The following is a 14,376-nucleotide window of genomic DNA, read 5'->3' on the forward strand; positions in this document are numbered from 1 at the left end:
GCTCCTACAGGGGCATGCGCCAGATCACACGAGCGTCGGGTCGATCACCAGCACCAGCTTGCCGGATACCTGGTTGCTCGCCAGCTCCGCATAAGCCGCCTCGGCGAAGGCTACCGGGTAGGTGTCGACCAACTGTGGCGACAGGCGTCCCTCGGCGAAAAGCGGCCACACGTGCTGACGCAGCTCCTGTAACAACTGCGCCTTGAACGCGTCATCGCGATTGCGCAAGGTCGAACCGGTGATTTCCAGGCGCTTGCCCAGCACCAGCGCCAGGTCCAGCTCGACCTTGCGACCGCCCATCAGGCCGATGATCACCCAGCGCCCGTCACGCGCCAGCAGCTTGAGGTTGAGCGGGCCATAGCTGGCGCCCACCGGGTCGAGGATCACATCGAACGGCCCGAGCTGTTCCAGATCATCAAGATTGCCATTGCGTACCACGCCGCCCACGGCGCCGAGGGACTGACAATAGGCCAGGCGCTGCGGCGACCCGACACTGACCCACACCGGGTTGCCGAACGCCTTGCACAGCTGGATGGCTGCAGAACCCACGCCACTGGCACCGGCATGCACCAGCACTTTCTCACCGGCTTTCAATGCACCCAGCTGGAAGATGTTCAGCCAAGCCGTGGCGTACACCTCGGGCACAGCCGCCGCCTCGTGCAGGCTCAGGCCTTCGGGCACCGGCAGCACGTGCCGGGCGTCGACCACGACTTCCTCGGCCATGCCGCCACCGGCCAGCAACGCGCATACCCGGTCGCCCACGCGCCAGTCGGCGCCGGCCCCGACCTGCTCGACGATCCCTGAGCATTCCAGGCCCATATAAGGGCTGGCCCCGGGCGGCGGCGGGTACAGCCCGGCCCGCTGCAGCAGGTCGGCGCGGTTCAACCCGGCGGCGGCTACGCGAATACGCACCTGCCCGGCATCACAGGCCGGGCGCTCGGCCTCAACCCACGCCACATGTCCGTCAACGCCTTGCAATGCCTTCACAGTGCCTCCATAGTTGAATCATATGACCGAGCCTGGGAACGCCAAGTCCCAGGCTTTTTGCAGTATGCGTCCGGCTCCGATGGAACCGGCGAACGGAAAAGACGGCCTACTATGCGTGATCAATTGCCTCCACGTCGAATCAGCATGAAGCATTTCCTCCCCAGCACCGCCCTCGCCCTCATGATCGGCCTGGGCAGCCTCACGCTCGGTGGCAATGCGGCCGCCGCCAACAAGTGGGACAGCCTGCAGCCGGACCGCGACGAGGTCGTGGCCAGTCTCAACATCGTCGAGCTGCTCAAGCGCCACCACTACAGCAAGCCACCGCTGGACGACGCCCGTTCGGTCATCATCTACGACAGCTACATCAAGCTGCTCGACCCGTCGCGCAGCTACTTCACCGCAGCCGACATCGCCGAATTCGACAAATGGAAGACCCAGTTCGACGACTTCCTCAAGAGCGGCAACCTCGAACCTGGCTTCACTATCTACAAGCGCTACCTGGACCGCGTGAAGCAGCGTCTGGACTATGCCTTGGGCGAGTTGAACAAAGGCGTCGACAAGATCGACTTCAGCGTCAAGGAAGACCTGCTGGTCGACCGCAAGGACGCGCCGTGGATGAAGAACCAGGCCGAGCTCGACGAGCTGTGGCGCAAGCGCGTGAAAGACGAGGTGCTGCGCCAGAAGATCTCCGGCAAGGAGCTCAAACAGGTTCAGGAAACCCTGATCAAGCGCTACAAGAACCAGTTGGCGCGCCTGGACCAGACTCGCGCGGAAGACATCTTCCAGGCTTACATCAATACCTTCGCCCAATCCTACGACCCACACACCAACTACCTGTCGCCGGACAACGCCGAAAACTTCGACATCAACATGAGCCTGTCGCTCGAAGGCATCGGCGCGGTGCTGCAGAGCGACAACGACCAAGTCAAGATCGTGCGCCTGGTGCCGGCAGGCCCTGCCGCCAAGACCAAGCAGGTCGCCCCGGCCGACAAGATCATCGGCGTGGCCCAGGGCAACAAGGAGATGGTCGACGTGGTCGGCTGGCGCCTGGATGAAGTGGTCAAGCTGATCCGCGGCCCGAAAGGCTCGGTGGTACGCCTGGAGGTCATTCCGGCCAGCAACGCGCCGAACGATCAGACCAGCAAGATCGTCTCGATCACCCGCGAAGCGGTCAAGCTCGAAGAGCAGGCGGCGAAAAAGTCGGTGCTCAAGCTCAAGCAGGACGGGCGTGACTACAAGCTGGGGATCATCGAGATCCCGGCCTTTTACCTGGACTTCAAGGCCTATCGTGCTGGCGATCCGGACTACAAGAGCACAACCCGCGACGTGAAGAAGCTGCTCACCGAGCTGCAGAAGGAAAAGGTCGACGGCGTGGTCATCGACCTGCGCAACAACGGTGGCGGCTCGCTGCAGGAAGCCACCGAGCTGACCAGCCTGTTCATCGAGAAAGGCCCGACCGTGCTGGTGCGCAACGCCGACGGCCGTGTCGACGTGCTCGAGGACGAGAATCCGGGCGCCTTCTACAAAGGCCCGCTGGCGCTACTGGTCAACCGCCTGTCGGCCTCGGCGTCGGAAATCTTTGCCGGTGCCATGCAGGACTACCACCGCGCGCTGATCATTGGCGGCCAGACCTTCGGCAAGGGCACCGTGCAAACCATCCAGCCGCTCAACCACGGCGAGCTCAAGCTGACCCTGGCCAAGTTCTACCGGGTTTCCGGGCAGAGCACCCAGCACCAGGGCGTACTGCCAGACATCGCCTATCCGTCGATCATCGACACCAAGGAAATCGGCGAAAGCGCGCTCCCCGAGGCCATGCCGTGGGACACCATCCGCCCGGTGGTCAAGCCGGCCTCCGATCCGTTCAAGCCGTTCCTGGCCCAGCTCAAGGCGCAGCATGACGCGCGCAGCGACAAGGATGCCGAGTTCGTCTACATCCGCGACCGCCTGGCGCTGACCCAGAAGCTGATGAACGAGAAGACCGTCAGCCTCAACGAGCAGCAGCGTCGCGCCCGCCACGACGAGATCGAGTCCAAGCAGCTGACGCTGGAGAACATCCGCCGCAAAGCCAAGGGCGAAGAACCGCTGAAGGAGTTGAAGAAGGAAGACGAGGACGCCCTGCCCGCCGAGCCGGACGACACCAAGCCCGAGGACGATGCCTACCTGTCCGAGACCGGTCGTATCCTGCTCGACTACCTGAGCCTCAGCACGTCGGTGGCCAAGCACTGAAGTGATGGCGAAATAATGTGACCTGTCATCAAACAGTCACTGGACTGTCGTGAAATGGAAGGGCCGGACGTGCAAGCGTCCGGCCTTTTTCACTTCAGGAAGCAGTCCATGACCGTCACCGAACAGCTCAGCGCCTTGAGCGCCATCCTGGCTCAACGCAGTATCCACTGTCTGTTCCAACCCATCGTCTGCCTCTCTGAAAGGCGCATTCTCGGCTATGAGGCCCTGAGCCGCGGCCCGTCCAACAGCCCGCTGCACTCGCCGCTGAACCTCTTCGCCATCGCCCGCCAGGCCGGTCGCCTCGCCGAACTGGAGGTGCTGTGCCGTGAAACCGCCTGCCGCCGTTTCAGCGAGCTGAACCTGCCGGGCCAGTTGTTCCTCAACGTCTCCCCCGAATCCCTGGTCGAGCCCGACTACCCGTCCGGGCGCACCCTGAAAATGCTCGAACGGGTCGGCCTGGCGCCGAGCCGGGTAGTCATCGAGCTGACCGAGCAGACGCCTACCGAAGATTTCCAGCTGCTGTACAACGCCCTGCACCACTACCGCGACATGGGTTTCTCCATTGCCCTGGACGATCTGGGCGCCGGTTACTCGAGCCTGCGCCTGTGGTCGGAGCTGCGCCCGGACTATGTGAAGATCGACCGTCATTTCATCGATGGCATCCACCAGGACCCGCTCAAGCGCGAGTTCGTCGGCTCTATCCTGCAGATCGCCCGGGCCTCCCGCGCTCAGGTGATCGCCGAGGGCATCGAACTGGCCGAGGAACTGACAGTGCTGGGCGAGATGGGGGTGTTCCTGGTCCAGGGCTACCTGCTTGGCCGCCCCCAGGAGTTTCCAGTGGCAGACTACCTAGGCTTGCCCCCCCCGGCGCCAGACTCGGTTGTAGCGCTGGGCGAGGACAGCCGCGACCTCAGCGCCCTGCTTCTCCAGCAGCCTTCGGTCACCCTCGATACTGCCACGCAACAGGTACTAGACGCCTTCCGCCGCCAGGCCAACCTCAACTCCCTCGCCGTGCTGGACGAGCAAGGCAGCCCTTGCGGCATCGTCCATCGCCACTCGCTTGCCGATGCCCTGCTCCAACCCTTCGGCACCGACCTGTTCGCGCGCAAGCCGATCAGCCGACTGATGAGCCAAGACTTTCTCGCCGTCGAGCGCGGCCAGTCGCTGCAGCAGGTAAGCCGCCTGCTTACCAGCCGTGCGCGCCAGCGTATCGAGGAAGACTTCATCATTACCCAGAATGGGCGTTACCTGGGGCTTGGTCGGGTAATCGACGTGCTCAAGCTGATCACCGAGCAGAAGATCCAGCAGGCAAGGCACGCCAATCCGCTCACGTTGCTACCGGGCAACGTGCCGATCCAGCAGTGCCTGGCGCGCCTGTTGCTGCAGCGACGCGAGGCCGCCGTGTGCTACGTGGACATCGACAGCTTCAAGCCTTTCAACGATATCTACGGCTATGCCCGTGGCGATGAAGTGCTGTTGTGCCTGGCCCAGTGTCTGAACGACTGCGTCGACCCGAGCCGGGATTTCGTCGGCCATATCGGCGGCGACGACTTCATGCTGGTGCTGGGCTCGGCGGACTGGCGCGAACGTCTGCAATTGCTGCTGGAGACCTTTGGCCGGCAATGCCGACGCTTCTACCGCAGCGATCACCTTGAGGCAGGTTGCTTCATCGCTCATAACCGCCAAGGGCAGCGGGAGACCTTCGCCTTGCTGTCGCTGTCAATCGGCGTGGTCTGGCTGGAGCCCGGCAGCAGCGACGGGCTGGATGCCGGTCAATTGGCCGAGCTTGCCTCCCAGGCCAAGCGTCAAGCCAAGGATGACGGTGGCTCAGGGCTGAGCCTGATCGATACAACCGTGCTGAGTTAAACCTGGGGACCGCTGTGCGGTCCTTTCGCCGGCAAACCCGCTTCCACAACCAAGCCTACAGCCACGATTTCAGGCCTCTTCCGGATAGCGATACTCGAACACCCGCACCACTTCAGAGGCATGCCAGGACGCCGCCTCCATGCCATCCACCGGTCCGGAAAACCGTCCCAGGCGCTCGACGCACTCGAAGAAGCCGGTGCGCGGCAGGCGGCTGGCTCCCTGGCTGATCACCAGCGAACTGCGCAGTGGCTGCTCGGCGCGGGCGTCAAGCGCCGCCAGGTATTCAAGCGCCGCGGTCAGCGTCTGCATCGCCGGACTGGGCAATTGCAGGCGCTCAAGCAGCGCACGGTACGTGAGCAGGTGGCGTTGACGGCGGGCCAGGTCGAGCTCGGTCAGCAGGCTCTGCCATTGCTGACGGCTGATCCTGACCTGGCTCATGACGGCTCGCTCCAGCCGGCCACGCCAAGGTGCCAGGCCAGGCTGCGCAGGATCGCAGCGTCCGGGCGGCGCTCCCCGGACTCGATCATCGCCAGGTAGGCCGGGCTGATGCCGACGCTGCGTGCCAGTTGCTCCGGCGCCAGGCCCTTGGCCTGACGCAAGGACGCCAGCTGGTCCAAGGAGGACAGGCTGGCGCTTGGTTGAGTGCTCTCGTTGTGACTGGCTGAGTCGGGAGCCGCGGCCGGCGCCTGGCCTGCGGCCGCCAGCAACTTCTGATATTGCTCCCAGGGAACCACTGCGTACTCGGGCTGACCGTCCCGGCTGATGACCTGAATACCCATACAACCCCCTTGACGTTGGATTACGGCATGTAATCCGTAGGCATAACCCTTATGCCAATTATATTACCAAGCTCGGGGGTCTGTGCGAATCAGCTACCGGGCCGCTCGAGACGCAGCGCCTCCGGGGTGTCCGGAAGGCGCTCGACCACCCGCAGCCGTTCCGGCGCCTGGGCGTCGCGCCAGGCCTTGAAGCGACCCAGCTCATCGGCGACGGTCTTGAGCACCCAGCCCAGCACGGCGATGTCGTCGAGCAGGCCGACGCCCAGCAGCCAGTCGGGAATGGCGTCCAAGGGGCTTACGAAGTACAGCAGTCCGGCCACGATGGTCACCAGTGCCTTGGGGCTGACGGCGCGGTACTCGCCACGCCACCAGGCCAGGCACAGCGCCTGCATCAGGCGCAGATCCTCGCGCAACTGGCCCAGCTTCGGCCCCTTGCGGGCCACCGCGAACAACAGGGCCGGCAGCCGCCCGCGGCTGAGCAGGCGCTCGGCCAGGGGCAGGAAGCGGGCGAAATTCCAGGGTGCGCTCATGGGACCTCCAGAGGACCAGGGGTTATCCACATTTATTGTGGATAACCTTGTGAACAGGGCGACATTGGCGCCGCGTGGTGCCCGCCGGGCAAGGGCCTGGTACGAATCGGGCGTTTTTTACACAACCGTTTCAATCGCGCAAACGTTTTGCGACACCGGCCTCCGTGCCTGCGTGGGTACTGCTTGCGACAGTGAATGACGCCGACGGTTCGCGTCAAGCCGGACTGAAAACGACGACGCCCCGTCGAAACGGGGCGTCTTCTTGCAACGGGCCGGGTATTACTTGGCCGGTGCCTGGTCGGCCTTGGCCGGATCCTTGATGGCAATCAGTTCCAGGTCGAAGACCAGGACCGAGTTGGCCGGGATCAGCGGGCTCGGGCTCTGGGCGCCATAGGCCAGCTCGGCCGGGATGTACAGCTTGTACTTCTCGCCGACGTGCATCAGTTGCAGACCTTCGACCCAGCCCGGGATCACGCCGCTGACCGGCAGGTCGATCGGGCTGCCGCGCTCGACGGAGCTGTCGAAGACCTTGCCGTCGGTCAGCTTGCCTTCGTAGTGGACGGTGACCACGTCGGTCGGTTTGGGTTGCGGGCCGTCGGCCTTCTTGACCACTTCATACTGCAGGCCCGAAGCGGTGGTGATCACGCCAGGCTTCTTGCCGTTTTCCTCGAGGAATTTCTTGCCGGCGGCGGCAGCTTCCTCGCTAGCCTTGGCCAGGCGTTCTTCGGCGCGCTTCTGCAAGGCGGTGAAGGCTTCGACCAGCTCTTCGTCCTTGATGCGCTGCTCTTTCTTGCCTACCGCGTCCTCGATGCCCTGGGCGACGGCTTTCGAGTCCAGGTCGTCCATGCCTTCCTGGGCCAGGCTCTTGCCCATGTTCAGGCCGATACCGTAGGAGGCCTTCTGTGCCGGAGTCTTCAGCTCGACGCTGCTGGTCTGGGCGTCGCAGCCCGCGAGGACCAGGCCTACCAGGGCAACCGCGGCCGCCAAACGATGCTGTTTCATGTAATTTCCTTGTTCATGCGCCATGAGGGCAATCAGGGTAAAGCCGCGAGCTTAGCAGGCGGCCGCGACCAATGGCTACCGGCATAAGAGCGGGTTGCGCGCAGGAAGTTCCTGGGTGAAAGGTTGTTCATGGTCGCAGTTGCAGCCTATGGCCAGCATTGACGGCTCTTGCGCGGAGGGAACGAGCCGATGGAGACCGGATCATGCAATGCCAACCTGGTTGCGTCCGCTGTTCTTGGCCAGGTACAGCCCCTTGTCCGCCGCCGAGATCAGCTGACGGCAATGACTGCCGACACTCGGCGTCAAGGTCGCCAGACCGATACTCACGGTCAGCAGGGAGGCCGCCTCAGGCACGGTGTGGGCGATCTTCAGGCCCATGATGGTCTGGCGCAGCTTCTCCGCCACCAGCCGCGCACCACCAGGGGAGGTGTTAGGCAGCACCAGGGCGAACTCCTCGCCGCCATAACGCGCCGGCAGGTCGGTCGGCCGCGAGCAGCAGCCGCGAATGGCCTCGGCCACCTGACGCAGGGCCTCGTCACCGGCCAGGTGACCGAAGCTGTCGTTGAACGCCTTGAAGTAGTCTACGTCGACCATCAGCAGCGACAACTGCTGCTGTTCACGGATAGCCCGACGCCACTCCAATTCCAGGTACTCGTCGAAATGACGACGGTTGGACAGCCCGGTGAGACCGTCCGAGTTCATCAACCGCTGCAACATCAGGTTGGTATCGAGCAACTGCTGCTGGCTCACCCGCAGTGCGCGATAGGCCTCGTCGCGCTGCAACAGCGTGAGGTACGAGCGCGAGTGATAGCGGATACGCGCCACCAGCTCGATGGTGTCCGGTAGCTTTACCAGGTAGTCGTTGGCCCCGGCAGCAAAGGCCGCGCTCTTGACCAGCGGGTCCTCCTTGGTCGACAGGACGATGATCGGGATATCCTGGGTGGCCGGGTTGTTGCGGTACTCGCGCACCAGGGTCAGGCCATCGAGGCCCGGCATGATCAGGTCCTGGAGAATTACCGTGGGCTTGATGCGCATGGCCTGGGCCACCGCCTGGTGCGGGTCGGCGCAGAAATGGAAGTCAATGTTCTCTTCATGGGCCAGACCACGGCGCACAGCTTCGCCGATCATCGCCTGATCATCGACCAGCAGGACCATCGCCGCGCTTTCGTTGATGGTCGTGAAACCTTCGATCGGTAGATCATTCATCCGTAGTCACCCGTTGACCGCCGGCCACGCGGCGCGCCTCAATACATATCTTCATTTCGAAAAGATTTCCACCAGTCGCCCGGCAATTCGCTCCAGCGGGCGGATTTCCACCGCCGCGTCGATCGCCGCGGCGGCCTTGGGCATGCCGTACACCGCGCAGCTTTGCTGGTCCTGGGCGATGGTCAGGAAGCCCTGCTGGCGCATCAGCTTCAGGCCCTGGGCACCGTCGCGCCCCATGCCGGTAAGCAGCACGCCCACCGCGTCGCCTGACCAGTAGCGCGCCACGCTCTCGAAGAACACGTCGATCGAGGGCCGGTAGATTTCGTTGACAGGCTCGGCAGTGTAGGCCAGCTCGCCATTCCTCAGCAGGCGGATATGGTGGTTGGTGCCGGCCAGCAGCACCTGCCCCGGCTGCGGAGGCTCACCCTCGCGGGCCAGGCGCACCGGCAGACCCGACGCGGTGCTGAGCCATTCGGCCATGCCGGCGGCGAACACCTGATCCACATGCTGGACCAGCACGATGGCCGCCGGAAAACTGCGCGGCAGGCCCTTGAGCAGCACTTCCAACGCCGCCGGCCCTCCGGCCGACGAACCGATGGCCACCAAGGCACGGCGCTGCGAGGTCTCGCGTAGCGGCGCGGCCACCGTACGAGCGGCACTGGGACGCTGCTGGCCGATCAGCCAGCCAATATTCAGGATCTTGCGTAACAGCGGCGCGGCCGCTTCCCGGGCGTCACCCGCGCCCAGCGCCGGGGTATCGACCACATCCAGAGCGCCATGGCCCATGGCCTCGAACACCCGATGCACGTTCTGCTTGCGGTCCACGGTGACGATGACGATGGCGCACGGCGTCTGCGCCATGATCCGCCGGGTGGCCTCGACACCATCCATCACCGGCATGATCAGGTCCATGAGGATCAGGTCCGGGGTCTGCTCGGCGCACAGGCGCACCGCCTCGGCGCCATTGCCCGCCACCCAGATCACCTGGTGCGCGGGTTCGAAGGCCAACGCACGGCGCAGGGCCTCCACGGCCATGGGCATGTCGTTGACGATGGCTATTCTCATCCCTGTGCACCTCCGATCAGCTCCACGACCGCCTCCAGCAACGCATCGTCATGGAAGCTGGCCTTGGCCAAATAATAGTCGGCGCCGGCATCCAGTCCACGACGCCGGTCTTCTTCGCGGTCCTTGTAGGAAACCACCATCACCGGCAGCGATTGCAGGCGACTGTCGCGCCTTACCAGAGTGACCAGCTCGATGCCATCCATGCGCGGCATGTCGATGTCGGTGATCAGCAGGTCAAAATCATCGCTGCGCAGTGCGTTCCAGCCGTCCATGCCATCGACGGCCACTGCCACGTCATAGCCGCGGTTGCCCAGCAGCTTGCGCTGCAGCTCGCGCACGGTGAGCGAGTCGTCGACCACCAGGATGCGCTTGCGCGCCACACCCTTGCCGCCCCGCCCGCCCCGTTCGATACGCTCCAGGCGGCCGGTGCTGAGCAACTTGTCCACCGAGCGCAACAGGTCCTCGACATCGACGATCAGCACCACCGAGCCATCATCGAGCAAGGCGCCCGCGGAAATGTCCTGGACCTTGCCCAGGCGCGGGTCCAGCGGCATCACTACCAACACCCGTTCGCCGATCAGGCGCTCGACCGCCACCCCATAGAGCTGTTCGCGCTCGCGGATCACCACCACCCGCAGGCTCTGCTCGTCGCCCTGCGCCGCTGGCCGGTTGAGCAACTGGCTGGCGGCCACCAGGCCGATATGCCGGCCTTCGTGCCAGAAGTGCTGACGACCTTCGATCTGCACGATGGCCTCGGCCGGCACTTCGACGGTGCGCTCGATATGCGCCAGGGGGAAGGCATAAGCCTCGCCGCCCACCTCGACCACCAGGCTGCGCACCACCGACAGGGTCAACGGCACTTCCAGGTGGAAGCAGCAGCCCTGCCCCGCCACCTGGGTCAACTCGATGGACCCGCGCAGTTCGCGGACCATGTGCTGCACTGCGTCCAGCCCGACACCGCGCCCGGACACCTCGGTGACCGTGTCGCGCAGGCTGAAGCCCGGCAGGAACAGGAACGTCAGCAGCTCGGCCTCGCTCATCTGCGCCACGGTCTCGGCCGGCGACAGGGCTCGCTCGACGATACTGCGGCGCAGGCGCTGCAGATCGATACCGGCACCATCATCGGACAGTTCGAGGATCAGCAACCCGGCCTGGTGCGAGGCGCGCAGGCGTACCGTGCCCTCGCTCGGCTTGCCGGCCAGCAGGCGCTGCTCGGGCAGCTCGATACCATGATCGACCGCATTGCGCAGCAGGTGCGTCAGCGGAGCCTCGAGTTTTTCCAGCACATCGCGATCGACCTGGGTCTTCTCGCCCTCGACCAGCAGGCGCACGGGCTTGTCCAGCGAACGTCCAAGGTCGCGGACCATCCGGCTCTGCCCGGTCAGCACATCGGCGAACGGACGCATGCGACAGGCCAAAGCCGTGTCGTAGAGCAACTGCGCGCGCTGGCTGGCCTGCCAGCCGAATTCGTCCAGGTCAGCCGCCTGTTGCAACAGGATTTGCTGGGTTTCGGCCAGCAACTGCTGGGTCTGGGCCAGGGCTTCGAGCACTTCTGGCCCCTGCCCGCTCTCCTCCAGCTGGGCCTTCAGCCCGTCGAGCCCCCGCATGCCCTGGCCATGCATGCGTTTCAGGCGCTGCAGAGTGGCCAGGTAGGGTTTCAGGCGCTGGGTCTCGACCAGCGACTTGCTCGACAGGTCCAGCAGGCTGTTCAGTCGGTCGGCGGTGACCCGCAACACCCGCTCGCCGCCCTCGCCACCGCGTTTTCCAGCCTTGCGGGCAGGCATCGGTTCCGCTTCGACATCGGGCTCAGGTGGCGGCAGGGGCTCGGGCTCCGGCAGTGCGGGCTGGACGACAGGCGGCAGGCTCGGTGCACTCGGCTGTGCGTTGGCCAGCAACGGCGCCGAGGGGTCGAGCAAGGACGCCATCTGCGCCAGAAACACCGCCACGGCGGCTTCGCTGTCCTGATCGCCCGGCGTGGCGATGCGCATCAGCAGATCGGTGCCCTGCAACAGTGCGTCGATATGCTCGGGGCGCAGCAGCAGGCGGCCTTCCTGGGCTGCTACCAGGCAATCTTCCATGACATGGGCGACACTGACCCCGGCGTCGATGCCGACGATCCGCGCCGCGCCCTTGAGCGAGTGCGCCGCACGCATGCAGGCCTCGAGCTGATCGGGTTGCGCAGGGTTGCGCTCCAGCGCCATCAAGCCCGCACTGAGCACCTGGGTCTGGGCCTCGGCCTCCAGGCTGAACAGCTCGAGCAGCGACGCATCGCGCATTTGCTCCGGGGTCATGACAGGCTCCGCTTCACGGCTGACATCAGGTGTTGTTCATCCAGCACGCGCACGCTGCGCCCACGCCACTGCAGCACCGCCGCAGTGAAGTGCGCCGCATCGCGGCCGTTGTCCAGGGTCGCCGGGTCAAGGCGATGGATACCGTCTATCTCGTCCACCGGTACCACCACCGGCCCGCCTTCGGCCGCCAGGATCAGCATGCGCGGCATGCTCCGCCCACCGCGCTCGCCGCCCGCCTCGACCGATACGCCCAGCAGGTCGGCCAGCGACAGGCAAGGCACCAGCGACCCGCGCACATTGGCGACTCCCTGCAGCACCCGCGAACGCTGGTGAGGCAATGAGTGCACCGGCTGCAACGGGGAGATCTCGGCCAGGCAGGCGGTAGCCAGGGCCAACCATTCCTCGCCCAGGCGGAACAGCAGCATCGAGCGGCCGACCGCTTCTTCCTGCACGAGCGGCGCCTCGAGCGGTTCATCCTGAATCAGCGCATAACGGTCGAGCAGGCGCATTGCCGCCTCGGCATAGACCTCACAATTGCGGCAGTGCACATGCCGTGGCAGCAAGGGGCACTGCTTGTCGCCATGCACCCCGATACGATTCCAGCAGTCATCGATCTGCTCGTCATCGTGGGCGATCAGTTGCATAGGGTATTCGCCGCTCATCGTTCAGACTCCCTGCCTGCCCGAGCGGCACGCTCCTGCAGGCGTCGCGCGCCCGCCTCGTCGCCCTGCGCGGCCAGCAGCATGGCCAGGTGCATCAGCGCCTCCGGGTGCTGCGGCTCGAGGTAGAGGGCCTTGCGGTAATGGGTAATGGCCTGCGCGGCATCGCCCTCGGTATCGCTGAGCAACCCCAGCCAGTAGTAGACCTGTGCCTTGGGCGCAAACTTGCGTAGATAGCGCTCGCAGCCTTCCCTGGCCTGGGCGCTGTCGCCGGCATTGGCATGCTGGGCGATGCTGGCCAGCAGTTGCGCCTCACCTTCGGCTGGCATCACCTTGGCGACTGGCGCGGCGTTCGGTCTGCCAACCCGCGGCGGCAGCGTCAAGATACGCGGTGGCACGGATGGCGCGACTGTGGGGCGGGACGCCGGCTTGGCGATGGGGACCGGCGGCGCTTCATCCTGACGCACGTAGGCGAACGACTGGGCGATCCCCAACGGCCGCATGCCCAGGCGCGCCAGCAGGCTGCCCTCGGCCGGCCCGATGAACAGCACGCCCTGGACATGGGTCATGTGCTTGAGCACCTCGAACACTCGCTGCTGGGTCGGCACATCGAAATAGATCAACAGGTTTCGGCAGAACACGAAATCATAGAGACCTTGGCGCGCCCGCAGCGCCGGATCGAGCACGTTGCCCACCTGCAGGCTGACCTGCTGGCGCACCCGCTCATCCAGGCGATGGGCCTCGCCGACGGCGGTGAAATGCCGCTCGCGAAAGGCCAGCTCGCTGCCGCGGAACGAGTTGCGGCCATAGACCCCTAGCTCGCCCTTGGCCACCGAACTGGGGCTGATGTCGAGGCCGTCTATTCGAAATACCCCAGGGCTCAGCCCGCCGTCGAGCAACGCCATGGCGATCGAGTACGGCTCCTCGCCGGTGGAGCAAGGCAGGCTGAGGATCCGCAGCGGCCGGGCACCGGCCAGCTCCGCTACGCGTTTGTGGGCCAGGCCCGCCAGCGCGGTGAAGGATTCGGGATAGCGGAAGAACCAGGTTTCCGGAACGATGACCGCCTCGATCAGGGCTTGCTGTTCATCGGTCGACTGCAACAGGCGCACCCAGTAGTCGTCCAGGTTCTGCGCCTGCACGAGGGTGCAGCGTTGGCGCAAGGCACGCTCAACCATCGCCGCGCCGACCGACTCGACGTCCAGGCCGATACGCTCCTGCAGGAAACGAAAGAAACGCTGCTCAGTCATGCCTGCACCTGCCCTGGCTCCAGCGGATAGAGCAACTCGCGCACCGCATCCGACAACAGGTCATCCACCTCGATGCGTTGCAACAAACCCCGGGCGTCCTGGCGCACAGGCCCGAGGTAACGCGCCTCGGCATTGTCCAGCCCGTAGGGTTGGAAGTCGTCAGGCGCGCAGCGCAGGGTGTCGGTGGCCTGCTCCAGGATCAGCCCCAGCTGCAACTGCGGACGCTGTGGATCGGCGCGGTAATGCACCAGCACCAGGCGTGTGCTGCTGCGCGACTGGGCCGAGGAGCCGAAACTGAGCGCCGACAGGTCGATCACCGGCACCAGCACACCGCGATGGGCGAGCACGCCAGCCACCCAGACCGGAGCCTGGGCAATGGGCTTGAGCGCACGTTGCGGCAGGACCTCGATCACCTCGCGCACGTCCAGGGCGAAACGCTGGTCGGCGATGCGAAACTGCAGGTACAGCACGCCCTTTTCAGTGCTGGCGCGCGCCTCGCGGGGGGACATGTCGTTCAT

At 65.1% G+C, this 14,376-nt stretch carries 13 protein-coding genes; 2 read left to right on the plus strand and 11 right to left on the minus strand.

The window, feature by feature from the left end; all coding sequences use genetic code 11:
• Nucleotides 1-24: 24 nt before the first annotated feature.
• Nucleotides 25-987, minus strand: coding sequence for an NAD(P)H-quinone oxidoreductase (locus AC25ND_RS03385; RefSeq protein ID WP_062364188.1), 963 nt, complete (start codon nt 985-987; stop codon nt 25-27).
• Between the two features lie 144 nt (nt 988-1,131).
• Between AC25ND_RS03385 and AC25ND_RS03390 the strand changes: the two genes are divergently transcribed.
• Both AC25ND_RS03390 and AC25ND_RS03395 read left to right on the plus strand, forming a co-directional pair.
• The gene (locus AC25ND_RS03390) at nt 1,132-3,213 is read left to right on the plus strand and encodes a carboxy terminal-processing peptidase (protein WP_028690131.1); all 2,082 of its coding nucleotides are present in this window, start codon (nt 1,132-1,134) and stop codon (nt 3,211-3,213) included.
• Between the two features lie 108 nt (nt 3,214-3,321).
• Complete coding sequence (locus AC25ND_RS03395; protein WP_207851271.1) at nt 3,322-5,079, plus strand: bifunctional diguanylate cyclase/phosphodiesterase; 1,758 nt, start codon at nt 3,322-3,324, stop codon at nt 5,077-5,079.
• 69 nt (nt 5,080-5,148) lie between these two features.
• Here the strand turns inward: AC25ND_RS03395 and AC25ND_RS03400 are convergent, their stop codons facing one another.
• The 10 genes from AC25ND_RS03400 to AC25ND_RS03445 all read right to left on the minus strand — a co-directional run bounded on the left by AC25ND_RS03400 (nt 5,149) and on the right by AC25ND_RS03445 (nt 14,376).
• Entirely contained in the window at nt 5,149-5,517 is a 369-nt protein-coding gene (locus AC25ND_RS03400; RefSeq protein WP_028690133.1) for a hypothetical protein, read from the minus strand.
• Entirely contained in the window at nt 5,514-5,858 is a 345-nt protein-coding gene (locus tag AC25ND_RS03405) for a helix-turn-helix domain-containing protein (RefSeq protein ID WP_069016064.1), read from the minus strand. The genes AC25ND_RS03400 and AC25ND_RS03405 overlap by 4 nt, the downstream gene beginning before the upstream one ends.
• 89 nt (nt 5,859-5,947) lie before the next feature.
• A complete protein-coding gene (locus AC25ND_RS03410) occupies nt 5,948-6,388 on the minus strand; it encodes a YkvA family protein (RefSeq protein ID WP_028690135.1) in 441 nt (146 codons plus the stop codon).
• A 279-nt stretch (nt 6,389-6,667) separates the two neighbouring features.
• The gene (gene bamJ, locus AC25ND_RS03415; RefSeq protein ID WP_028690136.1) at nt 6,668-7,390 is read right to left on the minus strand and encodes a BamJ family beta-barrel-assembly machinery protein; all 723 of its coding nucleotides are present in this window, start codon (nt 7,388-7,390) and stop codon (nt 6,668-6,670) included.
• 201 nt (nt 7,391-7,591) lie between these two features.
• Nucleotides 7,592-8,596, minus strand: a complete 1,005-nt coding sequence (locus AC25ND_RS03420; RefSeq protein ID WP_028690137.1) for a response regulator — start codon at nt 8,594-8,596, stop codon at nt 7,592-7,594.
• Nucleotides 8,597-8,647: 51 nt separating this feature from the next.
• Nucleotides 8,648-9,661, minus strand: a complete 1,014-nt coding sequence (cheB, locus tag AC25ND_RS03425; protein ID WP_069016065.1) for a chemotaxis response regulator protein-glutamate methylesterase — start codon at nt 9,659-9,661, stop codon at nt 8,648-8,650.
• Nucleotides 9,658-11,952, minus strand: a complete 2,295-nt coding sequence (locus AC25ND_RS03430; protein ID WP_028690139.1) for a hybrid sensor histidine kinase/response regulator — start codon at nt 11,950-11,952, stop codon at nt 9,658-9,660. Before AC25ND_RS03430 ends, cheB begins: the two co-directional genes overlap by 4 nt.
• Nucleotides 11,949-12,614 carry a chemotaxis protein CheW gene (locus AC25ND_RS03435; protein WP_028690140.1) on the minus strand — a complete coding sequence of 222 codons (666 nt, stop codon included), beginning with the start codon at nt 12,612-12,614 and terminating at the stop codon, nt 11,949-11,951. The genes AC25ND_RS03430 and AC25ND_RS03435 overlap by 4 nt, the downstream gene beginning before the upstream one ends.
• On the minus strand, nt 12,611-13,858 hold the full coding sequence (locus AC25ND_RS03440; protein WP_069016067.1) for a CheR family methyltransferase: 1,248 nt from the start codon (nt 13,856-13,858) through the stop codon (nt 12,611-12,613). The genes AC25ND_RS03435 and AC25ND_RS03440 overlap by 4 nt, the downstream gene beginning before the upstream one ends.
• Nucleotides 13,855-14,376, minus strand: coding sequence for a chemotaxis protein CheW (locus AC25ND_RS03445; protein ID WP_028690142.1), 522 nt, complete (start codon nt 14,374-14,376; stop codon nt 13,855-13,857). Before AC25ND_RS03445 ends, AC25ND_RS03440 begins: the two co-directional genes overlap by 4 nt.

The organism is Pseudomonas sp. P110(2024) (assembly GCF_057480795.1).